Here is a 20,551-nt window from a genome sequence, read left to right as displayed (position 1 = left end):
AGTCAGGCTTTTTCGACCACCGGCCCTCAGCCCTGTAGAATCCTCGCCTCTGCACCTGATGAGAAAACACCATGTACGACTGGCTCAACGCGTTACCCAAGGCCGAACTCCATATGCACCTCGAAGGCTCCCTCGAGCCGGAGTTGCTGTTTGCCCTGGCCGAGCGCAACAAGATCGCCTTGCCCTGGCAGGACGTCGAAACACTGCGCAGCGCCTACGCGTTCAACAACCTGCAGGAATTTCTCGACCTCTACTATCAGGGCGCTGATGTACTGCGCACCGAGCAGGACTTCTACGACCTGACCTGGGCCTACCTGCAACGCTGCAAGGCACAGAACGTCATCCATACCGAGCCGTTCTTCGACCCGCAAACCCACACCGATCGCGGTATCCCCTTTGAAGTGGTGCTCACCGGCATCAGCCGGGCACTCGAGGATGGCAAAAAGCAACTGGGTATCGGCAGCGGCCTGATCCTCAGCTTCCTGCGCCACCTCAGCGAAGAAGAAGCCCAGAAGACCCTCGACCAGGCGCTGCCCTTCCGCGATGCCTTCGTCGCCGTCGGCCTGGACAGCTCCGAGCAGGGTCATCCGCCGAGCAAATTCCAGCGCGTATTCGATCGCGCCCGCAGCGAAGGCTTTTTGACGGTCGCCCATGCCGGTGAAGAAGGCCCGCCCGAGTACATCTGGGAAGCCTTGGATCTGCTCAAGATCCAGCGCATCGACCACGGCGTGCGTGCCATCGAGGACGAGCGTCTGATGCAGCGAATCATCGACGAGCAGATCCCGCTGACCGTGTGCCCGCTGTCCAATACCAAACTATGCGTGTTCGACGACATGGCCCAGCACAATATTCTCGACATGCTCGAGCGTGGCGTGAAGGTCACGGTCAACTCCGACGACCCTGCTTACTTTGGCGGCTACGTGACGGAGAACTTCCACGCCCTGCATACCCATCTGGGCATGACTCAGGATCAAGCCAAGCGCCTGGCGCAGAACAGCCTCGATGCTCGCCTGATCAAGCCTTGATGAGTTCTCACTGACTGGCGATGCTGCGAATCCGCAGCATTCCTGCCTCGGTGACCAACAGCGCCCTGGACTCCTTGTGCTCGCGCACCCAGCCTGATTGCATGAACAGCTTTATCAGGCTGGTCCCAAGGACGCCGCCTATATGTGCCCGCTCACCATCCCAGCCAGAACAGACCGCATGCCCGTCACGGGTGGCGAAGGCCTCGGGATAGATGCCCATGCTTGCCAGATGTACAGTGCCTTTCTGGGTAATGTCGAGGTACTCGCCGCGGGGCATCAACCACTGCGCGACCAGCATTCGCTGATAGACCTCGGCCGCCAGCTCTCCTCCCAGGTGTTCGCCACAACGACAGGCCCGGCGCATGGCAGCAGGCGCGCGTGGCAGGGGCTCCCGATTGACAGGGCCTGCGCGTACCCGAGAAACGCTGACCAGCGCCTCGACCGCCGCGCCGACTTCTGGCGCCGCCAGCTTGAAAAATCGTTTGCGTCCGCGGGCTTCGAACTTCAGCAACCCGGCTGAGGACAACCGGGCAAGATGAGCACTCGCCGAAGACGGCGTAACCCCGACCAGATTGGCTAGCTCCTCGGCGCCTCGCGTGCCGCCATCGATGAGCGCCCATAACATTGCACTGCGCTTGGGGTCGGCCAGCAACGTGGCGATGCGACTGATGCAAGGTGCATATTCCATGGTTCACTCCCTGTCCCGACATTCTTCGAAGCCTGCAAATCCCTTGTCTGACAACCGCGCCACACTGTTCAGCAGGCTGTGTCACGCATTATAAGCACGGATAAAGCAGGCGAAATATTCGTCAGTACGGGCAGAAAATCCCGGAGTGCGGTGGGTAAATACCCCCTTGTACAAAAGTGTTCAAATCAGTCCAGGTCAGTGTTCGCCTGAGTCAGGCATCTGACCTCGTAAAACCGGGGGTATATATCCCCCAGAGGAAACGCCTCCCCAGTTAACACAGCGCAAAAACCTACAACGCCACGCCGGAAAGCTTACAAACACTGTCCCCCTGCAGCTTTACCCTCATAACGCCGCCTGACGCGCTGCGACACACCCCCGTCAGCACCGCACGCTGAATGCAGGCCACCGAGCAAGGCCGGGGCGCTGCCCGGCCGCAGCGATGCTGCCGACTACAGCGCCTTGGCAGCGTAACCTTCAGTGCCGATCACGCCGATGATCACGTCCGGCGCCAGGCTGCTTTGCACATTTACCTGGCCGGTCTTCAGGTCGACCTCGACCGTGGCGGCCGGGTCCTGGTCTTGCACGGCCTGGGTGACCGCGCGTACACAATGCTGGCAGGTCATGCCTTTTACGTCGAAATGCTGCATGGGGAAGCCTCCGTGTTAGATTCAGCGACAGTTTGAAGCTTGCCGTCGGGTCAAGGTCAAGTTTCCCAGATAGCGGCCGGGGTGGAAATCGTCACCGCGCTCAGCCAAGCTGCAAGTTGGGCGACAGTCCAACTGTTATTCGTATCCGTATTCGTGACAACAGGAGTTCAGCCATGCGCTGGTCAGTACTCGCCCTGCTCGGCATCCTTGCTATTCCCTCGATGGTCCCTGTAGCGCTGGCCGATGGCCCGAACGGCTATGGGATCGTGATCATTTCCCGACAGACCATTCAGGTGTCGACCTCGTGCGAGATCGGCGTTTACGTCGCAGACCAGTTGGTGACGCGGCTGTTTCAGGAAGACGACACCTCGCTGAACCTGCCACCGGGCAAGGTATCGATACGCCTCAAGCGCTTGCCGGGCCAGACGCCTGGCTGCGACTCGTCGGGCATCACCCCGGCCAAGGCTACCGTGATCGATCTGCACGCCGGCGACATCCTCAAGTATTCCATCGCGCCCGGTCCCTATGGGTTGACCCTGAGGCCGGCACCGATCGAGTACTGATGGGGGCCTTGACCTTGCCCACGTGGCAAGGTTGATGCTGTGGATCATCTGCCAAGAGGATGATCGCCATGGCCAGCCCGATGCACCCCACTACCTTCGATCTGTCGATTGATGGCATGACCTGCGCCAGCTGCGCCGGTCGCGTCGAACGTGCGCTGCGCAAGGTCGATGGCGTCAGCGAGGTCAGCGTCAACCTGGCCAACGAGCGCGCCCATGTGCAACTGCAGCGCGCGCTGCCGCCTGCCGCGCTGATCGATGCGGTGATGCACGCGGGCTATACCGCACACCTGCCGGTCAGCGTCCAGGCCGAGGAAGCCAACCACCAGCGGCACCTGCGCCACGAGCGCTGGATGATGATCGCCGCTATCCTGCTCGCCGCCCCGCTGTTGCTGCCCATGTTGCTACAGCCGCTAGGGGTGCATTTCATGCTGCCGGCATGGCTGCAGTTCGGCCTGGCGACACCGGTGCAGTTCATTATCGGCGCGCGCTTCTATACCTCGGCCTACAAGGCTGTGCGTGCCCGCGCGGGCAATATGGACCTGCTGGTGGCTATTGGCACGAGTGCGGGCTACGGTTTGAGTTTCTACCAATGGCTGCAGCCTGCACCTGGCCAGTCGCCCCATTTGTATTTCGAGGCTTCGGCGGTGGTCATTGCGCTGGTGCTGGTGGGCAAGTACATGGAGAGTCATGCCAAGCGGCGCACTGCCGATGCCCTGCGCGCGTTGCAGGCACTACGGCCGAGCTTTGCTGTGCGGGTGGTTGGCGATCGGGAGGAGCGCGTGGCTATCGACGCGCTGCGGCTCGGTGATCAGATACGGGTCAAACCCGGAGAACGTTTTGCCGTCGATGGTGTGGTGATCGACGGCCGCAGCCACGCCGACGAAGCCCTGATCAGCGGCGAAAGCCTGCCCGTCAGCAAACAAGCCGGCGATTCGGTCAGCGCCGGGGCCATCAATGGCGAAGGTCAATTGCGGGTCGAGACGCGAGCAGTGGGCACCCAGACTTTGCTGGCGAAAATCATTCAGTTGGTCGAAGACGCGCAAAGCGCCAAGGCCCCGATCCAGAAGCAGGTGGACCGGGTCAGCCAGGTGTTCGTCCCGGTGATCCTGCTGCTGGCGCTGTTGACCTTGCTGGGCTGGTGGTACAGCGGCGCCGGGTTGCAGATCGCCATATTGCATGCCGTCAGCGTCCTGGTGATTGCCTGCCCCTGTGCCTTGGGCCTGGCCACACCGACGGCAATCATGGCCGGCACGGGCGCGGCGGCGCGCCATGGCATTCTGATCAAGGATGCGGAGGCGCTCGAACACGCCAGCAAGATCGATTGCGTGGTATTTGACAAGACCGGCACCCTGACATCAGGGCATCCCGAACTGCTCGACATGAGTGTGGCAGCCATCGATGGGTATGATCTTCAACGTCTGTTGCGCGAGGCTGCCGCCCTGCAACGTGGCAGCGAGCATCCTCTGGCCAGGGCCGTTCTGGCTTGCTGCCCGACGCAGCCTGAGGCCGCGCAACAGAGCGAGACCCTGGCCGGACGCGGTATTCGCGGGACGCTGGGCGGTCGCGATCTGTTGCTCGGCAATCAACGGCTGCTGGACGATTACCGCGTGTCGGCGGGCGCGCTACAAGCCACCGCACAGAAATGGGAAAGTCAGGGCCGCACCCTGTCGTGGTTGATCGAGGTGAGCCCACAGCCGCAGGTGCTGGGCCTGCTGGCGTTCGGCGACACGCTCAAGTCGGGCGCCAAGGCGGCACTGACATGTCTGCGCCAGCAAGGAATGCAAACGCACCTGCTCACCGGCGACAATCGCGGTAGCGCCGAGGCCGTCGCCACGGCCCTGGGAATCGATGCCGACAAGGTGCATGCTCAGGTGTTGCCGGCCGACAAGGCCGAGGCGATCCGGAAACTGCGCCTGTCACTTCGAGTGGCGATGGTCGGCGATGGCATAAACGACGCACCCGCGCTGGCCAGCGCCGACATCGGCATCGCCATGGGCAGCGGCACCGACGTCGCCATTCAGGCGGCGGGTATCACCTTGATGCGCGATGATCCGCAATGGGTGGCTGCCGCGTTGGATATCAGTCGGCGGACCTGCGCGAAGATCCGGCAGAATCTGTTCTGGGCGTTTATCTATAACCTGATCGGCATCCCGCTGGCGGCCTTCGGCGTGCTCAACCCCATGCTTGCGGGCGCGGCCATGGCGTTATCGAGCGTCAGCGTGGTCTGCAACGCGCTGCTGTTGAATACCTGGAAACCGCAGCTGCACAATGACGTCGACCCCGAAGCAGGAGAACGCACGTGAACATTGGTCAGGCTGCCCGCGAAAGCGGCCTCAGTGCAAAAATGATCCGCCATTACGAAGCCACCGGGATGCTCAAGGCTGCCCACCGCACCGACAGCGGCTATCGCATTTATCGGAGCGAAGACCTGCACACGCTGGCGTTCATCAAACGCTCGCGGGATCTGGGTTTTTCGCTGGAGGAAATCGGCCGCTTGCTGACGCTGTGGCAAGACCGGGGTCGCGCCAGCGCCGACGTCAAAGCGCTGGCCGGGCTACACATCGAAACCCTCAACCGGCGCATCGACGAGTTGCTCGGCCTACGGGACACCTTGCAAAATCTGGTCAGCCACTGCCAGGGCGACGACCGACCAGATTGCCCGATCCTCGCGGACCTCGCTTCGAGCGGCTGTCACCAAGCCGCCCGCCGCTGATCCGCGTCACTGCATCCAGGGCGGCGGTGGCTCTTCGGACTTGTCCGCCGGCTTGTCGTCCGCCGCCCGAATGGCCTGGCGACGCGCCTCATCAAGACGCGCAGCTTCGATCTCGCGCATCACGCCGCCGACATCCGCCTCGATGTCCTCTTCGGCGAACTCACCGGTGAGCACACTGCCAGGGTGCAGCGAGCCGGCTTCGTACAGTGCCCACATTTCCTTGGCGTAGCGGGTCTGCCTGAGTTCCGGAGCAAAACGACCGAAGTAGCTGGCCATGTTGCCTACATCACGCTCCAGCATCGTAAACGCGTGGTTGTTGCCCGCCGCATCTACCGCCTGGGGCAAATCGATGATCACCGGCCCCGACGGCCCGACCAGCACATTGAACTCCGAGAGGTCGCCGTGCACCAGACCAGTGCACAGCATCAGCACGATCTGACGGATCAGGAACTCGTGGTATTCGCGGGCCTGATCAGGCTCCAGAACCACGTCGTTCAGCCGCGGTGCTGCATCGCCGTACTCGTCGGCCACCAGTTCCATCAGCAACACGCCATCGAGAAAATCGAATGGCTTGGGCACCCGCACGCCCGCACTGGCCAGACGGAACAGCGCCGCAACCTCGGCATTCTGCCAGGCGTCTTCGGTTTCCTTGCGCCCGTACTTGGTGCCTTTCGCCATGGCCCGCGCCTGGCGACTGTTGCGTACCTTGCGGCCTTCCTGATATTCGGCCGCCTGGCGGAAACTTCGTTTGTTGGCCTCCTTATAGACCTTGGCGCAGCGCAGTTCATTACCACAGCGCACTACATAGACCGCTGCTTCCTTACCACTCATGAGTGGACGCAGCACTTCGTCGACCAGGCCGTCCTCGACCAGGGGTTCAATGCGTTTTGGAGTCTTCATCAGCTTTTATTCTGGGTCCTTTGTGGCCAAACACGCGAAATGCTCTCGATTGACGAGCCATCCTCTCACAGCCCGGCAAGGATTCCGACCTTGCCGTGATTACAGAATGCAAAGCCTCGGCCAATTTCGCCAGAAATCTGCGACTCAGGGCTTGAACAACTCGCCCGGGGTCGCCCCGAACAGCCCTTTGAACGCTGCGATAAAGGCCGAAGTTGACTCATATCCACTGGACAACGCCGCGCGGGTAACGTTTCCGCCTTCCTCTAGAACATTGAGCGACGACAGCAGACGCATGCGCTGGCGCCAGGCCCGAAAACTCAAGCCGGTTTCCTTCTGGAACCAGCGCATCAAGGTTTTTTCCGAGGTGCCCATGTGCGCAGCCCATTCGCCCAGAGTCAAGGCGTTGTCGGGTTGCTCGATCAACTGATTGCACACCGACAGCAGACGGGGGTGCTGCGGCAAAGGCAGCGAAAACTGGACTTCAGGCAGCCCCGCCAGTTGATCCAGAAGCACCGCCACCAAGCGCGATTCAGCCGTATCGCCTTGCGGATATTCGACTGGCAGCTCGCAGAAAGCCTTGATCATCTCTCGGGCCAGCGCCGTGACTTCCAGCACCCGACAGCGCGATGGCGCCCAGCGGGAGTGCTCGATACCGACATACAAGCTGCGCATTTCGGCACGGGTCGACGTGGTAACTTCATGCTCCAGACCGCCCGGGATCCACACACCCCATTGGGGGGGCGCATAAAAACTGCCTTCGTCGGTATGGACGCCCAACACGCCACTGATAGCGTAGGAAAACTGCACCCAGGCGTGTCGATGCCGGGGCGTCCAGGAGCCAGCCCGCAGGCTTTCGGCGCGGGCGTAGAGGGGGCGAGGCAAGCGGCTGAGGGTGGGGACGCTGCGCGCTTCACCAAGATGTCCGTTAGTCGGCATCGATTGGCCTTATGTCGCAAGACGGCGGAAGTTGTGCCACGTTATCCTCGCTCTACCTTAATTACAAATCCGTTTCAGGTCTTGTCATGCATATTTTCCGTCATTTCAAACGCGTGGTAACCGACTGGTTCCTTTGCGGCATGTTGCTCGCCACCCTGCTGGCTTACTTGTTCCCGAGCTTCGGCAGCAAGGGCGGAGGCATGCACGCCGAGGTAGTGATCAATATCGGCGTGTTCTTGGTGTTCTTCCTGCACGGTGTCAACCTGTCCAGCGAACAGATCGGCCATGGCCTCAAGAACTGGCGCCTGCACATCATGGTGCAGGGCTTCACCTTCGTGGTGTTTCCATTGTTGTGGCTGCTGTGCAAGGTCACCCTGGGCACGCAGATCCCGGCCCTGCTGATGCTCGGCTTCCTCTACCTGTGCGCGCTGCCGTCGACTATTTCGTCTTCGGTGGCCTTGACCGGCAGCGCAGGCGGCAATGTGCCCGCAGCGATTCTCAATGCCAGCGCGTCCAGCGTCCTGGGTATTTTCATCACGCCGTGGCTGGTGAGCCTGGTGCTCGGCTCTGGCGCCGGGGGTATCGACCTGGGTTCTACGCTGATCGACCTTTGCGCCATGCTGCTGTTGCCACTGGTCCTCGGGCAGTTGGTACGGCCGCTGTTCGGCAAGTTCTTTGCCCGCCACAAGCGCTACACCAACATCATCGACAAAGTGGTCATCCTGCTGCTGGTCTACTCGGCGTTCTGCGGCTCGATGACCTCAGGGATGTGGCACCAACAAGGCACCTCGGTGATTCTCACCGCCTTCGTTGGCGTGGCCATTCTGCTGGCGTTGATCCTGACGCTCACGACCCGTACCGCCAAGCTGCTCAAATTCAAGCATGCCGATGAAGTGGCGGCGGTGTTCTGCGCGAGCAAGAAATCACTGGCAGCCGGTGCGCCCATGGCCGCGCTGATTTTCGGCAACAACCCCGGGCTGGGTCTGATTCTGCTGCCGATCATGATCTACCACCCGCTGCAGTTGATCGTCTGCTCGATCATGGCGGAAAACTACTCGAACCGGCTGAAGTCCGGCGTGCTGAGTGGTGATGAAGAGGCCACCAGCCCGGCGTGAGGGTGACTGACCAGATGGCGCCTGCCATCTGGTCGCAGCGGGCTTGCACAAAACTTCTAGACTGGCGCACCGTATCCCTCGATAACTACCTGCCCGTCACAACCGCTGCCATGAACCCATGAACGCACACAACTGGATCGATCTCAGCCAGGACCGGAGCACCGGGATCGAGACCCTGCGCGCGCATTTCAAGGGCCATGCCTACGACCCACACTGGCACGACAGCTATCTGGTGGGCTTTACCGAGCAAGGCGTGCAGCAGTTTCATTGCCGACGGCAGAAGCACGCCAGCACGCCCGGGCAGATATTCCTGCTGGAACCAGGAGATATCCACGATGGAGATGCGCCCACCGAGGAAGGCTTCACCTATCGAATGCTTTACCTTGAGCCGCACTGGATCGAGCGCGAGCTGAGCCAGTTGTTCGAAGATGCCCCCGCGCAACAGGTGCTGGCCTTCGCGCAAAACCTCACCCGTGATCCGCGCCTGAGCCAGGCCATCGCCGACGCCTTCGCTGCACTGCACAGCCAAGAGCTGCTGATCGTGCGGCAAAGTGCGCTCGATCGCCTGCTGGAACAGTTGACCGGCCATCTCCATTGGCGCAAGCGGCACAATCCTGACCCGCGTCTGCCACTCGTGGCCTTGCGCGCCCGGGATTATCTGCAGGCCAATGTGCATCAGGACGTGGGGCTGGACGAGCTGGCGCAGGCCTGCAACGTCGACCGCTTTCGCCTGACCCGCGCGTTCAAGGCCGCTTTCGGCCTCCCGCCCCATGCCTACCTGGTACAACTGCGCCTGGCCAAGGCACGTCGGCAATTGGCCAACGGCGACTTCCCGGCGCAAGTGGCCAGCGACCTCGGCTTTGCCGATCAAAGCCATCTGGGCCGCTGGTTCGTGCGCGCCTATGGCATCAGCCCGGCGGCCTACCGCAAACGCTGCTCAAACCTTCCAGACTGACCCCCTTGGCCAAGGCACCATGACGTTTCTACACGCCACAGAGCCTGACTGCCATGCCCTCCACCTTGCTGCCGTTTCTGCTGTTCGCCTTCGTGTCCTCGATCACTCCAGGGCCAACCAATATCCTGGTCCTCAGCAACGCCGCCCGTTACGGCCTGCTGGCCTCACTGCCGAGCGTGCTGGGCGCCTGCGGTGGCGCCGCGCTGCTGGTCCTGGCCGTGGGCACGGGCCTGGGCGAATCGTTGCTCAAAGTCCCGGGCGTGCATCTGGCAATGACCGCCGTCGGCCTGCTCTGGCTGACCTGGTTGGCCTGGAAGATCTACGCCAGCCCCGCCGAGGCCCTGAGCGCCAAGGATTCCCCGCGCAAGTTCGGGCTGGTCGATGCCGCCAGCCTGCAATTGGTCAATCCAAAGACCTGGATGATGGCGCTGGCGGTCATCAGCGTGTTCACCACCAGCACCACTGACCAGGGCCGCGAAGTGGCGTGGCTGTCGCTGACGTTTTTCCTGGTGGCGATGCCTTGCATGGGCAGCTGGGCATTGCTTGGCGCCGGCTCCGCGCGCTGGCTGAAATCACCCGCTGCGCTAGGCCGTTTGAACAAGATTCTGGCGGTGGTGCTGTTGATTTCGGCGTGGAGCAGCCTGCTCGCATAAATTCGCCATGAAGGCTGAACGAGCGCGCTTGATTCGGCTCCGTTTCCCCCTGAAGCTATGCACCTTCAGGAGCCCGCCCCATGAACCTCGTCGAACTTACCAAACGCCTGCATCGCATCCGCGACAATAACGACTGGCGTCAATTTCACAGCCCGAAAAACCTGGCCATGGCCGCCAGCGTGGAGATGGCCGAGCTGGTAGAAATCTTCCAATGGCTCAGCGAAGACCAGTCACGCAGCCTGCCCCCCGAGCAATTGGCCCATGCCGGCCAAGAGGTGGGCGATATCGTCCTCTATCTGTTGCTGCTGTGCAGCGAACTGGGGCTGGACATGGACGCGGTCGTGCGCAGCAAACTGGCCGACAGCGAACGGCGCTTCGCCCAATGAAAGACCGCCATTTCGATGAACTGGCCACCCGCTTCGCCGAGAAAATCTACGGCGGCGCCAAAGGCGCCATTCGCCTGGCCGTGCTCCAGGCCGACCTGAGCGAAGCGTTGCCCACCCGTCCGTTACGGGTGCTCGATATCGGTGCCGGCCTTGGCCACATGTCGCTGTGGCTGGCCCAGCAGGGGCACGCGGTCACCCTCGCCGAACCGGCGGCGCCAATGCTCGAAGGCGCACGCCAGCGCTTCGCCGAAGCCGGGCTCGAGGCGACGTTCATCCATGCGCCTTGGCAGGCGCTGCCCGGCTTGCTGGATGAGCGCTACGATCTGGTGATCTGCCACGCAGTGCTCGAGTGGCTGGCCGAACCCCATGCCATCCTGCCGGTGCTGCAGCACTTCACTGCGACCGGTGGCTGGCTGTCGCTGGCGTTCTACAACCGTGACGCGCTGGTCTATCGCAATCTGCTCAAGGGCCACTTTCGCAAGTTGCGCGGCGACAGCCTGGCCGGCATGAAACAAAGCCTGACCCCGCAAATGCCCCTGGACCCTCGCGAGCTGGCCACGCAACTCGCCAGCGCCTGGCGAGTCGAATCTTCCAGCGGCGTGCGGGTTTTTCACGATTACATGCCCAGAGACTTTCAAGACAAGGCGGCGCTCGCCGACTTGCTGGACATGGAACTGGCTCACCGCCGCCATCCGGCCTTCGCCGGGCTGGGGCGTTATCTGCACTGGATCTGTCGGCCACTGGCCAATTGACGGGAGAACCCTGATGCCACGCCGTTTCGCTGTCGTATTGTTGTGCCTGGGCCTGGCCGCCTGCCAGAGCCCCAACCCGTATGTCGCCAGCTCCAATCCCTTGCCGCCCGCGCCACCGCAGGCTGCGCAAACCTTCGATGCCAGTGCCTACCCGGCGGCGCCACGCGACTACGGGCGCTACCGCAATTGGGCCTGGGTCAACAATCAACTGCCGGTCGGCAGCAACCTGGCCGACCCGGCGCAGATTGCCGAGGCGGTCAGCAATGGCCTGGATCAACGCGGTCTGCGCCCGGCCCGCAGTGGCATCCCTGACCTGCGCGTGGCTGCAGACCTGCATGTCGAGCGCCGCCTGCAGCAAGTCACCGAGGATTACGGCTACGGCGGTGGCTACGGCCCAGGCTACGGTCCTCGCGGCCCCTATGGCTATGGCGCCTACGGGCCGCCGCCAGTTACACGCACATATGAAATCCAGGTACTCGTCGTCCGCATCCAGTTGTACGATGGCGCCAGTGGCCAACCCCTGTGGAGTGCCAGCGCCGAGACCGGCACCCAGGGCAGTGAGAGCCAGCGCGCCGACGCATTGCGCCAAGCCGTGGAAAAAGCCCTGATGGCCTATCCTCCCAGTTGAGTTCGTGGAGACACCCCATGTTCAGTCGTATTGCGTTATTGGCCTTTGCGCTGCTGTTGACGGCCTGCCAGACCCAACAGGCCAACCTCGACTTCGACGCCAGCCGTGACTTCGGCGCTTATCGCAGCTGGGCGTGGAAAACCCCGGCGCTGCAATACCGTCCAGATGACCCGCGTATCAAAAGTGACCTCACCGAACAACGCATTCGTCAGTCGGTCAGCGACCAGCTCGAGCAGCGCGGGCTGCGCCTGGCACAGCCTGGGGCCAAGACCGATGTGCTGGTGCAGGCGTATTACATCGTCGATACCCGTCAACAGCAGATCAGCACGCCTTACGGTGGACCATGGGGCGGCCCTTGGGGTGGGCCTTGGGGCGCAGGCTTCTATAACGAAACACGTACCGTCGACTACCGTGTCGCCACCTTGCAGGTCGACCTGCTGGACGCGCGCGACGGCAAGCTGGTGTGGCGCGGCAGCCGCGACAGCGTGCTCAGCGATGCGCCACAGGGCCCGGCGGAGCGCAGTGCCAGCATCGCCAAGAGTGTGGGCCTGATCATGTCCAACTATCCGCCACGCTGATAAAGCTGACCGCCACGGCAAGGATTTCAGTGGCGAGCTTGACCGGGACCGGTTTGCGTACTAAATCGATAAGGGGGGTGTTTGAAACACCCTCGGGCAAAGCCCGGTTTTTCGATCCAGAGCTTTCCGATCCAACGCTTGCCAGGGATGTGTATTACCCGATGCAAAGCCTCGTCTTGTTGATCTGGTTCACCCTGTGTGCTGAACAGGACATCCGTCTGCGGCAGATCGCCGATGGACTGACACTGGGAGGCGGCCTATGCGCACTCCTTTACCTGTTCACTACCGGCCATACCTGGATGGGCGCCAGCGTGCCAGAAGGAGCCTTCGCCCTGGCGCTGAGCATGGCCCTGACACTCCCCGCCCACCTCATGGGCCGCCTGGCCGCTGCGGATGTGAAACTGCTGGGCAGTCTGGCCCTGGCCACCGACGAATTGCACCTGATCGGCACTTTGGTCGGCGCTGGGGTCATCGCCGCCGCCTGGATGCTGGTCATGCCCAGGCTGTGGAAACTGTTCAACAAGAAGTGGCGCCTGCGCCTGGCCAATCTGGGTCCTGATGCGCAGACCACGCTGCCCGTGGCGCCATTTCTGCTGGCAGGATTTCTGGCTGCGCTCGCCTGGGTGCACTGAGCCCTGAGTACTGAGCACTGCGCCGCTCCACTACAGGCGCAACGCTCGCTCGCGAAGAGGCCGGCCCTGCTTGCGAAAAATCATGATGTCATCCCCAATGCATTTCGATAGTCCTTGCCCGCGCCCAGGGAACTCCGCATGGTGTCAGATGGCCCAAGGCTGAGATCCAGCGCATACTCCGGCACTTTCATCAGGACGACACTCTCAATGTATGTAGAAAGCTTTTTCGAATGGCTGGGCCAGGCATTCGGCGCAGTGATCAAATTCATCATCGATACCTTCGGCTGGTTCTTCAACATGCTCGGCCATGCCGGTGGCAACTTCGTCGACGGCCTGGCGCGCACGCTGGGGATGAACACTTCATTGATCAGCATCGCCGCGCTGATCGTCGGCCTGTTGTTGCTGTATTCGGCGGTCCGGGCATTCATGCGCGGCGCGATCATCAGCGGGATCATCTGGGCGGTACTGGGGCTGTGGTTGTTGAGCTGGATAGTGCATTGAAAACGCGGTCGCCTGGGCTGACGCTTTCGCGGGCAAACCTTGCTTGCACCGTGCAAGCAGCTCAGGGGTCGTGCGCCTGTGGGAGCACAGCTTGCTCGCGGAAGGGCACGCTGGATTCATCTACAACCGCCTGACACACGGCTACAATGCGGGCCTGAAAGGAGCCTGCATGTCCCAATTACTCAACGACTGGCGCGATCGCCCGACCCACCGCCGGGTCTGGGCGCTGGCAGCGCCGATGATCCTGTCCAATCTTTCCGGCCCACTTGTCACCCTGGTCGATAGCACCGTGATCGGCCACCTGCCCCACGCCCATCAACTGGGCGCCGTGGCGGTGGGCGGCAGTCTGTACGGGCTGCTGGCGTGGTCGATGGGGTTCCTGCGCATGGGCGCTACCGGCTTTGCCGCTCAGGCCGCCGGGCGCAACGACGGCGGCAGGCTGCGCCAGGTCCTGGTGCAAGGCCTGCTGCTGGCGCTGTTGTTGACCGCCGTACTGACCCTTTGTGCCGAGCCCTTCGTGCGCGTGTCGCTGGACTTGATGCATCCCTCGCCAGAGTTGCTGCAAAGCACCCTGGACTTTTTCTACACCCGGCTGTTCGGCTTGCCCGCCGCATTGGCGAGCTACGCGCTGGTGGGCTGGTTTCTCGGCACTCAAAACGCCCGCGCGCCGCTGATCATACTGCTGACCACCAACAGCCTGAACATCGTCCTCAACCTGTGGTTCGTACTGGGGCTCAACTGGGGGGTGGTGGGCAGCGCCCAGGCGTCGGTGATTTCCGAGTGGGTCGCGGTGTTCATCGGCCTGTGGCTCACCCGCCCGGCACTGCGGGCCTACCCAGGCCACATGGCCTGGGCAGCGTTGAAGCTATGGCGCAGCTGGCAGCCGCTGCTGACCGTCAACCGCGATATCTTCATCCGCAGCATGGCATTGCAGGCGGTGTTCTACCTTATCACCGTGCAGGGCGCACGCCTGGGCGATGCCACCGTGGCGGCCAACGCCTTGCTGCTCAACGGCCTGCTGCTCACCGCCCAGGCGCTGGATGGCTTGGCCCACGCCGTGGAGGCCCTGTGCGGCCACGCTATCGGTGCCCGTGATCGAGTGGCATTGAGACGTTCGATGGTGGTGGCCGGTGGCTGGTCATTGTTGGCCAGCGTAGCGTTCGCGGCGTTCTTCCTGCTCGGTGGGCATCTGTTCATCGCCCTGCAGACTGACATCCTCGCCGTGCGCGAAACAGCCGATCACTATCTGGCCTATCTGGCCTTGTTGCCCCTGATAGCGGTGTGGAGCTATTTGCTGGACGGGCTGTTCATCGGCGCCACCCGCGCGCGGGAGATGCGCAACGGCATGGTCATCAGCCTGCTGCTGGTGTTGCCGGTCGGCTGGCTCACCCAAGGGCTGGGCAATCATGGGCTGTGGATCAGTTTTCTGCTGTTCATGGCGCTGCGGGCGATCACCCAGGGCATCATTGCCTGGCGTTTGCAGCAGCGGCACGCCTGGTTCGATTGATACCGACAACTGCCATCCCAGTGGAGACTCAGTGCTTGGCCGCAACGACTGTATTGACCCGCGAAGACGCCCTCAGCACCAACGCCGGATCAGGGGATAGCGCAGGGCCCGCCGCTCGCGATGCTCGGTCCCACAGGGTCAAGCGCCTGGGGGTGCCATGACAAAACGAACCACTTCATCCGTGACCGGCGCCATCCAGGCCAGCGGCCAGGCGAAGGCGCCCACCAGGGTCATGTGATTGACCCGAGCGTAATAGCGCTCCTCCACCGACACGCCCTCGGCCCGCAGACGCTTGGCCAGGCCCGCGGTGTTGCGCTGCGGATTGACGTAGCTGTCGGAATTGGCAGCGATCAACAACACAGGCGCACCGTCGGCGCTGACATGATTGATCGGCTGAGAATCAGGCGGTGAATCCGGAAAGAAGAACACCGGCCTCACTTCAGGGTTTTCGATCGGCAAGAAGTCGTAAGGGCCGGCCAGGCCGATCCAGCCGCGCAGATCCGCCGGCCGCATGCCCACCGCCTGCAACCAGCGCCCATCGAGCGCCAGCATCGAGGCGTTGTAAGCGCCCGAGCTGTGCCCCATCAAGAACAAGCGTTGCGGGTTGCCGCCGTATTCGCCGATATGCTGATGAGTCCAGCCGACGGCCTGGGCGTTGTCTTCAAGAAAGGCGGGGTAACGCACCTGCGGGTACAGGCGATAGTCGGCGACCACCACGGTAATCCCCCGCTTGGCCAACGCACGCGCCACGTAGCGATACTGGCCACCAGCACCGCTGTTCCAGCTGCCACCGTAAAAGAACACCACCACGGGCTGTCCAGCGGCGGTCTGCAACGGCTGATAGACATCCAGGCGCTGGCGCGGATCACTGCCATAGGCAATGTCCGCCGTGCGGGTATAACCGCTCGATGGCGTGATGCTGTCCAGCAGCTGTAGCCCCGAACAGCCACTCAGGGCCGCCATGAAGATTGCCATCATCGCGACCCCGAGTGCCTTGATCATCGACTTACGACGACAGATACGAAGAGCGCGTCAGGCCCAGGCGCAATGCGTCCAGATACTGAGTACGCTCGCGCGGGCTGATGCGCGCACTGGCCACCTTGTCGCGGTAGTGAGTCATCAACTCCTCGGGGGACAAATGCACATAGCGCAGCATGTCCTCGATGGTGTCGTGAGTCTCGATGCCTGCGTGGTAAACCTCGCCACTTGGCGTCTGATAGATGTTCACCGAGTCGGTGTCGCCGAACAGGTTGTGCATGTCACCGAGGATTTCCTGATAGGCGCCCACCAGGAAGATACCCAGCAGGTAATCCTCACCCTCGTTGACCGCGTGCACCGGCAGGCTGGTCTCGATGCTCTGCTCGTCGACGTACTGCTTGATCTTGCCGTCGGAGTCGCACGTCAGGTCCTGCAGCACGGCGCGGCGCAGCGGTTCTTCGTCAAGGCGATGCAATGGCAGGATCGGCAACACCTGGCCGATGGCCCATGTATCGGGAAGGCTCTGGAACACCGAGAAGTTGCAGATGTACTTGTCGGCAAGCTTGTCGTTGAGTTCGTCGAGCACCTGGCGATGGGAGCGCTGGCGGGCCTTGAGTGAATTGTGCAGACGCCGGCAGACGGCGAAGTAGCACTGCTCGGCCAGGGCCTTTTGTGCCAGCGTGACCTTGCCGTCGGCGTACTGGGTGGCGATGTCACTGATGTAGTGAGTGGCGCGCCAGTAGTTCTCGGTGACCATCTCGATATCGGTCGGTCCCAGCAGGTCGACCAGCCATTGCAGGGTTTCCGGCAGGCTGGACTTGTCTTCGATTTGCGGGACGTCGTCGTTGTGGCGCTCGACGTCAGTCACTTGCACCACCAGCACGGCGTGGTGCGCGGTCAGCGAGCGTCCGCTTTCGGAGAAGATATGCGGATGCGGCATGCCCTGCGCATCGCAGAATTCCTTGAGCATGCCCACCACGACACCGGCGTAATCGTCCATGTCGTAGTTGATCGAGCTGGCATTGCGCGAGTGGGTACCGTCGTAGTCGACACCCAGGCCGCCACCGACGTCGATGTGATCGACCGGCAGGCCCAGCGAGCGCAGTTCGCCGTAGTAACGGATGGCTTCCTTGAAGCCGTGCTGGTAGTCCGCCAGGTTGGCGATCTGCGAGCCCATGTGGAAGTGCAGCAGGCGAATGCCTTGATCGAGGTCGGCAGCGCGGAAACGCTCGACCACCGACAGCAACTGCGCGGCCGACAAGCCGAACTTGGACTTTTCACCACCGGTGTCCGCCCACTTGCTCGACGCCAGGGACGACAGTCGCACACGCAGGCCGACCTGCGGCTTGACCTTGAGTTCGGCAGCCTCCTCGATCACCAGCGCAACTTCGGATTCCTTCTCGATCACGATGAAAACGTTGTGCCCCAGCTTCTGGCCGATCAGCGCCAGGCGGATGAACTCGCGGTCCTTGTAACCGTTGCAGACGATGGTCCCGCCCTTGGGCGCCAATGCCAGCACCGCCAGCAGCTCTGGCTTGGAACCGGCCTCGAGGCCGATCGACACGTTCTGGGTGGCAATGATGTTTTCGACCACTGCCTCCTGCTGGTTGACCTTGATCGGGTACAGCGCGGTGTATTGCGACTGGTACTCGAGACGCGCGATATTGGCATCGAACGCGCCCGTCAACTGGCGCACGCGGTCTTGCAGGATGTCGGGGAAGCGCACCAGCAACGGCAGCGACAGACCGCTTTTACGCAATTCCTCGACCTGCTCGTAGAGGTCGATGGGCGCGCTGTTCGGCCCGTTGGGGCGTACTTCGACACGGCCGTTCTCGCTGATGGCGAAATAGCCCGCGCCCCAATGGCGGATCCCGTAAACACTGCGGCTGTCGGCCACGGTCCATTGGCTGCCATCGTCTTTGCGTGTGCGTCGTACGGACATCTAGGTCCCCTGTGAGAAGTCGAATATCACTGCCCGGCCCGCGGGCCGCTCAGTGTAGAAAATAAAGATGACGATTGTTGACGTGTGGCAGGGTAGACCCTGGCCGTGCCGTCAAGTTTAGAAAGTACGGCCTCAGCCGCCTGACTTCTTCGCCTTGAAACCCAGCTTGATCAGCTCGGCCAACAGCAACTCGACATGCTCGCCCTGGATCTCGATCACCCCATCCTTGAGTGCCCCGCCGGTGCCGCAGCGACGCTTGAGTGTCGTCGCCAGCTCCTTGAGAGCGTCTGGCGCCAAGGGCACACCCGTTACGGTGGTCACCGTCTTGCCGCCACGGCCTTTGCTTTCACGGCGCACACGGGCAATGCCATCCCCTTCCGGGATGGCGGTCTGCTTGCAGGTGCAGGCGTCGACGGGCTGGCGACAGTCGGGGCAATGCCGGCCACTGTCGGTGGAAAACACCAGGCCGCCGAGCGCGGCGAAGGATGAAGCTTTCTTGGCCAAAATGACCCCTCTGCTGAGGTGAACCATGGCGCGCTAGTGTAACGGCAAATGTCGGCGCTGCTAAGTGCAGTGATGCGCCATCGTTGGGGCAAAATGCGACTTGGTCACACCTGGCGCAGCTTGCAGGGGGCGGTACGGTGGCGCCTAGCGCCGATCCGCCAATACCCGGTGCAAGGCCGCAATCGAATCAGGGCAGTAATCCATGATCTCGCTCTCGGCCAGCGCTTGCTCCACCGGCACAAATCGGGCTTCCAGCACTTCTTCGGGCTGCAACCGCAACGGGCCGTCCCATACGGCGGAAAACACCGCGCACCAGAGCCGATTGCCACGCTGATCGAACAGAAAATGCTCGTGAGCCGTGAGCGCCACGCCACCAACGCCCAGCTCTTCCTCAAGCTCGCGTGCCGCTGACTCAGCGTAGCTCTCGTCACCCTGGACCATGCCGCCAGCCGCCACATCCCAGTAGCCCGGGTAGATAGCCTTGCTCAACGTGCGCCGATGCACGCACAACTCGCCAGTGGAATTGAACAACAGGATAAAGGTACCGCGGCCAATCAGGCCGCGCTCGCGCAACTGCGCGCGCTCGAGCGCGCCCTGCAATTGGTCGTGCTCGTCGACCCAGGCTACCAGCTCGGCGTCGGAGGCGGCCCGGTGGGCGGCCTCCCGTTCGCAGACAACCACGGGTCAGCCCTGCGACAGCAGTTGGCGCAGATCGATGACTGCGGCGTTGGCGCGGGAAATATAGTTGGCCATGACCAGCGAGTGGTTGGCGAGGACCCCAAAACCACTGCCGTTGAGGATCATCGGGCTCCATACCGGCTCTTGAGAGGCCTCCAGCTCGCGGATGATCTGACGTACGCTGACCGTGGCGTTCTTCTTGGCCAGCACGTCGGCGAAGTCGACCTCAACCGCTCGCAGCAGATGGGACAACGCCCAGGCCTGACCGCGGGCCTCATAGAACACGTTGTCGATCTGCAGCCACGGCGTCTCTTCCACCGACTCGTCGACCTGCGGCACTTCGCCCGGTGCCAGTTGCACATCGGTCTTCAACGGCCGATTGAGCTTGACCCGACCAACGCTGGCCGACAGGCGCTGAGACAACGAACCCAGGCGCGTACCAACATCCCCCAGCCAGTTGTTGAGGTTGTCGGCACGGGCATAGAACAGCGCGTTCTTCTGCGCCGGATCGGATAGACGTGCTTGATAACGGCTCAGAGAGTTGATGCCCTGCTGGAATTCCGACTCGCTCGATGGCCACAACCAGCTGCGGTTGTCGAAGTTGAAGCGCGGCTCGGCCTGGGCCAGATCCGGATCTTCAGCCGACTGCGATTGCGAGCGGGCGAAATCCTTGCGCATCGCCCGGCTCATGTCGCGCACCTGGACCAACACGCCAAATTCCCAGCTCGGAATATTGTCGAGCCACAGGCCCGGCGGAAAGCGGTCGTTGGACAGGTAACCGCCCGGCTTGTTGAGCAAAGTGCCGGCGACCTCCTTGAGGGTTTCGACCGTGGTGTAACCCACCACCATCTGCCGGCCGTCACGCTGAGCGGCGGCCTGGGCGTCCTGCTGGACGGGAAACAAAGCGGGTTCCTGGCTCCAGTACCAGCCCAGCAGGCCGGTGACGATCAGGTACACCGCCACCACCGACAGCAGGGCGCGGCTCAGAAACAGGGTTTTCCAGTACCCGCCACGCCCGCCACGAGAGGTGCCTGGCGTGCCAGCGCTGCTGCGCGCCTCGGCTTTGTCCGTGCGGTTTTTCCAGTCCAGCATCGTTTTTATCCTTTCAATCGCCGAGTTCATGGGGTTCGACCGCCATGTACCCGCAGGGTGCCTTAGCGCAGCAAACATTGTTGCGCTCGCTGCGACGCTCAGGCCATGCAGGCGCGACAGCCGTACCACAGCAATCCTGCACTATAAATCAAGCAGGCCACCGGGCATAACCGACCGG

General features: G+C 62.4%; 23 protein-coding genes. 14 read left to right on the top strand and 9 right to left on the bottom strand.

The window, feature by feature from the left end; all coding sequences use genetic code 11:
- Positions 1–71 precede the first annotated feature (71 nt).
- Entirely contained in the window at positions 72–1,025 is a 954-nt protein-coding gene (locus LIX93_RS19250; RefSeq protein ID WP_226505638.1) for an adenosine deaminase, read from the top strand.
- 7 nt (positions 1,026–1,032) lie between these two features.
- Here the strand turns inward: LIX93_RS19250 and LIX93_RS19245 are convergent, their stop codons facing one another.
- Both LIX93_RS19245 and LIX93_RS19240 read right to left on the bottom strand, forming a co-directional pair.
- Positions 1,033–1,713, bottom strand: a complete 681-nt coding sequence (locus LIX93_RS19245) for a metalloregulator ArsR/SmtB family transcription factor (RefSeq protein ID WP_226505637.1) — start codon at positions 1,711–1,713, stop codon at positions 1,033–1,035.
- A 449-nt stretch (positions 1,714–2,162) separates the two neighbouring features.
- On the bottom strand, positions 2,163–2,360 hold the full coding sequence (locus LIX93_RS19240; RefSeq protein ID WP_226505636.1) for a cation transporter: 198 nt from the start codon (positions 2,358–2,360) through the stop codon (positions 2,163–2,165).
- 173 nt (positions 2,361–2,533) lie between these two features.
- Here LIX93_RS19240 and LIX93_RS19235 point away from each other — a divergent pair, with 173 nt between their 5' ends.
- The 3 genes from LIX93_RS19235 (at position 2,534) to cueR (ending at position 5,636) form a co-directional block, all read left to right on the top strand.
- A complete protein-coding gene (locus tag LIX93_RS19235) occupies positions 2,534–2,923 on the top strand; it encodes a hypothetical protein (RefSeq protein WP_226505635.1) in 390 nt (129 codons plus the stop codon).
- A gap of 80 nt (positions 2,924–3,003) precedes the next feature.
- The gene (locus LIX93_RS19230) at positions 3,004–5,226 is read left to right on the top strand and encodes a heavy metal translocating P-type ATPase (RefSeq protein ID WP_226505665.1); all 2,223 of its coding nucleotides are present in this window, start codon (positions 3,004–3,006) and stop codon (positions 5,224–5,226) included.
- Positions 5,223–5,636 carry a Cu(I)-responsive transcriptional regulator gene (gene cueR / locus LIX93_RS19225; RefSeq protein WP_226505634.1) on the top strand — a complete coding sequence of 138 codons (414 nt, stop codon included), beginning with the start codon at positions 5,223–5,225 and terminating at the stop codon, positions 5,634–5,636. Before LIX93_RS19230 ends, cueR begins: the two co-directional genes overlap by 4 nt.
- Before the next feature lie 6 nt (positions 5,637–5,642).
- Here the strand turns inward: cueR and LIX93_RS19220 are convergent, their stop codons facing one another.
- Entirely contained in the window at positions 5,643–6,536 is an 894-nt protein-coding gene (locus tag LIX93_RS19220) for a PA4780 family RIO1-like protein kinase (protein WP_226505633.1), read from the bottom strand.
- 144 nt (positions 6,537–6,680) lie between these two features.
- Entirely contained in the window at positions 6,681–7,472 is a 792-nt protein-coding gene (locus tag LIX93_RS19215) for a helix-turn-helix transcriptional regulator (protein ID WP_226505632.1), read from the bottom strand.
- Between the two features lie 86 nt (positions 7,473–7,558).
- Between LIX93_RS19215 and LIX93_RS19210 the strand changes: the two genes are divergently transcribed.
- The 10 genes from LIX93_RS19210 to LIX93_RS19165 all read left to right on the top strand — a co-directional run bounded on the left by LIX93_RS19210 (position 7,559) and on the right by LIX93_RS19165 (position 15,179).
- Complete coding sequence (locus LIX93_RS19210; protein ID WP_226505631.1) at positions 7,559–8,587, top strand: bile acid:sodium symporter family protein; 1,029 nt, start codon at positions 7,559–7,561, stop codon at positions 8,585–8,587.
- Positions 8,588–8,705: 118 nt separating this feature from the next.
- Positions 8,706–9,542 carry an AraC family transcriptional regulator gene (locus LIX93_RS19205; protein ID WP_226505630.1) on the top strand — a complete coding sequence of 279 codons (837 nt, stop codon included), beginning with the start codon at positions 8,706–8,708 and terminating at the stop codon, positions 9,540–9,542.
- Positions 9,543–9,595: 53 nt separating this feature from the next.
- Positions 9,596–10,195: a LysE family translocator gene (locus LIX93_RS19200; RefSeq protein WP_226505629.1), complete on the top strand. Its 600-nt coding sequence runs from the start codon at positions 9,596–9,598 to the stop codon at positions 10,193–10,195.
- Positions 10,196–10,275: 80 nt separating this feature from the next.
- Positions 10,276–10,581, top strand: a complete 306-nt coding sequence (locus tag LIX93_RS19195; RefSeq protein ID WP_226505628.1) for a MazG-like family protein — start codon at positions 10,276–10,278, stop codon at positions 10,579–10,581.
- Positions 10,578–11,333, top strand: coding sequence for a methyltransferase domain-containing protein (locus LIX93_RS19190; RefSeq protein WP_226505627.1), 756 nt, complete (start codon positions 10,578–10,580; stop codon positions 11,331–11,333). The genes LIX93_RS19195 and LIX93_RS19190 overlap by 4 nt, the downstream gene beginning before the upstream one ends.
- A 13-nt stretch (positions 11,334–11,346) precedes the next feature.
- Positions 11,347–11,961 carry a DUF4136 domain-containing protein gene (locus tag LIX93_RS19185; RefSeq protein ID WP_226505626.1) on the top strand — a complete coding sequence of 205 codons (615 nt, stop codon included), beginning with the start codon at positions 11,347–11,349 and terminating at the stop codon, positions 11,959–11,961.
- Between the two features lie 17 nt (positions 11,962–11,978).
- Entirely contained in the window at positions 11,979–12,539 is a 561-nt protein-coding gene (locus tag LIX93_RS19180; RefSeq protein ID WP_226505625.1) for a DUF4136 domain-containing protein, read from the top strand.
- A gap of 161 nt (positions 12,540–12,700) precedes the next feature.
- A complete protein-coding gene (locus tag LIX93_RS19175) occupies positions 12,701–13,171 on the top strand; it encodes a prepilin peptidase (RefSeq protein WP_226505624.1) in 471 nt (156 codons plus the stop codon).
- 207 nt (positions 13,172–13,378) lie between these two features.
- Positions 13,379–13,672: a hypothetical protein gene (locus LIX93_RS19170; RefSeq protein ID WP_226505623.1), complete on the top strand. Its 294-nt coding sequence runs from the start codon at positions 13,379–13,381 to the stop codon at positions 13,670–13,672.
- Positions 13,673–13,841: 169 nt separating this feature from the next.
- Positions 13,842–15,179, top strand: a complete 1,338-nt coding sequence (locus LIX93_RS19165) for an MATE family efflux transporter (protein WP_226505622.1) — start codon at positions 13,842–13,844, stop codon at positions 15,177–15,179.
- 138 nt (positions 15,180–15,317) lie between these two features.
- Here LIX93_RS19165 and LIX93_RS19160 read toward each other — a convergent pair whose 3' ends face one another.
- The 5 genes from LIX93_RS19160 to LIX93_RS19140 form a co-directional block, all read right to left on the bottom strand.
- Positions 15,318–16,181 (bottom strand): alpha/beta hydrolase, encoded by an 864-nt coding sequence (locus LIX93_RS19160; protein ID WP_226505621.1) that lies wholly within the window; start codon positions 16,179–16,181, stop codon positions 15,318–15,320.
- Between the two features lie 4 nt (positions 16,182–16,185).
- Positions 16,186–18,099 carry an arginine decarboxylase gene (gene speA, locus LIX93_RS19155; RefSeq protein WP_226505620.1) on the bottom strand — a complete coding sequence of 638 codons (1,914 nt, stop codon included), beginning with the start codon at positions 18,097–18,099 and terminating at the stop codon, positions 16,186–16,188.
- A gap of 132 nt (positions 18,100–18,231) precedes the next feature.
- Complete coding sequence (locus LIX93_RS19150) at positions 18,232–18,603, bottom strand: translation initiation factor Sui1 (protein WP_226505619.1); 372 nt, start codon at positions 18,601–18,603, stop codon at positions 18,232–18,234.
- A gap of 144 nt (positions 18,604–18,747) precedes the next feature.
- On the bottom strand, positions 18,748–19,284 hold the full coding sequence (locus tag LIX93_RS19145; RefSeq protein ID WP_226505618.1) for an NUDIX hydrolase: 537 nt from the start codon (positions 19,282–19,284) through the stop codon (positions 18,748–18,750).
- Positions 19,285–19,287: 3 nt separating this feature from the next.
- Entirely contained in the window at positions 19,288–20,373 is a 1,086-nt protein-coding gene (locus tag LIX93_RS19140) for a DUF2333 family protein (protein ID WP_226505617.1), read from the bottom strand.
- Positions 20,374–20,551: the final 178 nt, after the last annotated feature.

Source organism: Pseudomonas sp. MWU16-30317, from assembly GCF_020515695.1.
Taxonomy (GTDB): Bacteria; Pseudomonadota; Gammaproteobacteria; order Pseudomonadales; family Pseudomonadaceae; genus Aquipseudomonas.
Note: the sequence above shows the minus strand (reverse complement) of the source record. Positions and strands in the feature narration are given on the sequence as shown.

What these genes read in the sequence shown, in the direction of transcription:
- LIX93_RS19240 (WP_226505636.1), bottom strand. Translation starts at nt 2,360, where the DNA reads ATGCAGCATTTCGACGTAAAAGGCATGACCTGCCAGCATTGTGTACGC.
- LIX93_RS19185 (WP_226505626.1), top strand. Translation starts at nt 11,347, where the DNA reads ATGCCACGCCGTTTCGCTGTCGTATTGTTGTGCCTGGGCCTGGCCGCC.
- LIX93_RS19235 (WP_226505635.1), top strand. Translation starts at nt 2,534, where the DNA reads ATGCGCTGGTCAGTACTCGCCCTGCTCGGCATCCTTGCTATTCCCTCG.
- LIX93_RS19175 (WP_226505624.1), top strand. Translation starts at nt 12,701, where the DNA reads ATGCAAAGCCTCGTCTTGTTGATCTGGTTCACCCTGTGTGCTGAACAG.
- speA (WP_226505620.1), bottom strand. Translation starts at nt 18,099, where the DNA reads ATGTCCGTACGACGCACACGCAAAGACGATGGCAGCCAATGGACCGTG.
- LIX93_RS19170 (WP_226505623.1), top strand. Translation starts at nt 13,379, where the DNA reads ATGTATGTAGAAAGCTTTTTCGAATGGCTGGGCCAGGCATTCGGCGCA.
- LIX93_RS19215 (WP_226505632.1), bottom strand. Translation starts at nt 7,472, where the DNA reads ATGCCGACTAACGGACATCTTGGTGAAGCGCGCAGCGTCCCCACCCTC.
- LIX93_RS19205 (WP_226505630.1), top strand. Translation starts at nt 8,706, where the DNA reads ATGAACGCACACAACTGGATCGATCTCAGCCAGGACCGGAGCACCGGG.
- LIX93_RS19220 (WP_226505633.1), bottom strand. Translation starts at nt 6,536, where the DNA reads ATGAAGACTCCAAAACGCATTGAACCCCTGGTCGAGGACGGCCTGGTC.
- LIX93_RS19245 (WP_226505637.1), bottom strand. Translation starts at nt 1,713, where the DNA reads ATGGAATATGCACCTTGCATCAGTCGCATCGCCACGTTGCTGGCCGAC.
- LIX93_RS19140 (WP_226505617.1), bottom strand. Translation starts at nt 20,373, where the DNA reads ATGCTGGACTGGAAAAACCGCACGGACAAAGCCGAGGCGCGCAGCAGC.
- LIX93_RS19200 (WP_226505629.1), top strand. Translation starts at nt 9,596, where the DNA reads ATGCCCTCCACCTTGCTGCCGTTTCTGCTGTTCGCCTTCGTGTCCTCG.
- LIX93_RS19250 (WP_226505638.1), top strand. Translation starts at nt 72, where the DNA reads ATGTACGACTGGCTCAACGCGTTACCCAAGGCCGAACTCCATATGCAC.
- LIX93_RS19230 (WP_226505665.1), top strand. Translation starts at nt 3,004, where the DNA reads ATGCACCCCACTACCTTCGATCTGTCGATTGATGGCATGACCTGCGCC.
- LIX93_RS19165 (WP_226505622.1), top strand. Translation starts at nt 13,842, where the DNA reads ATGTCCCAATTACTCAACGACTGGCGCGATCGCCCGACCCACCGCCGG.
- LIX93_RS19160 (WP_226505621.1), bottom strand. Translation starts at nt 16,181, where the DNA reads ATGATCAAGGCACTCGGGGTCGCGATGATGGCAATCTTCATGGCGGCC.
- LIX93_RS19190 (WP_226505627.1), top strand. Translation starts at nt 10,578, where the DNA reads ATGAAAGACCGCCATTTCGATGAACTGGCCACCCGCTTCGCCGAGAAA.
- LIX93_RS19180 (WP_226505625.1), top strand. Translation starts at nt 11,979, where the DNA reads ATGTTCAGTCGTATTGCGTTATTGGCCTTTGCGCTGCTGTTGACGGCC.
- LIX93_RS19195 (WP_226505628.1), top strand. Translation starts at nt 10,276, where the DNA reads ATGAACCTCGTCGAACTTACCAAACGCCTGCATCGCATCCGCGACAAT.
- LIX93_RS19210 (WP_226505631.1), top strand. Translation starts at nt 7,559, where the DNA reads ATGCATATTTTCCGTCATTTCAAACGCGTGGTAACCGACTGGTTCCTT.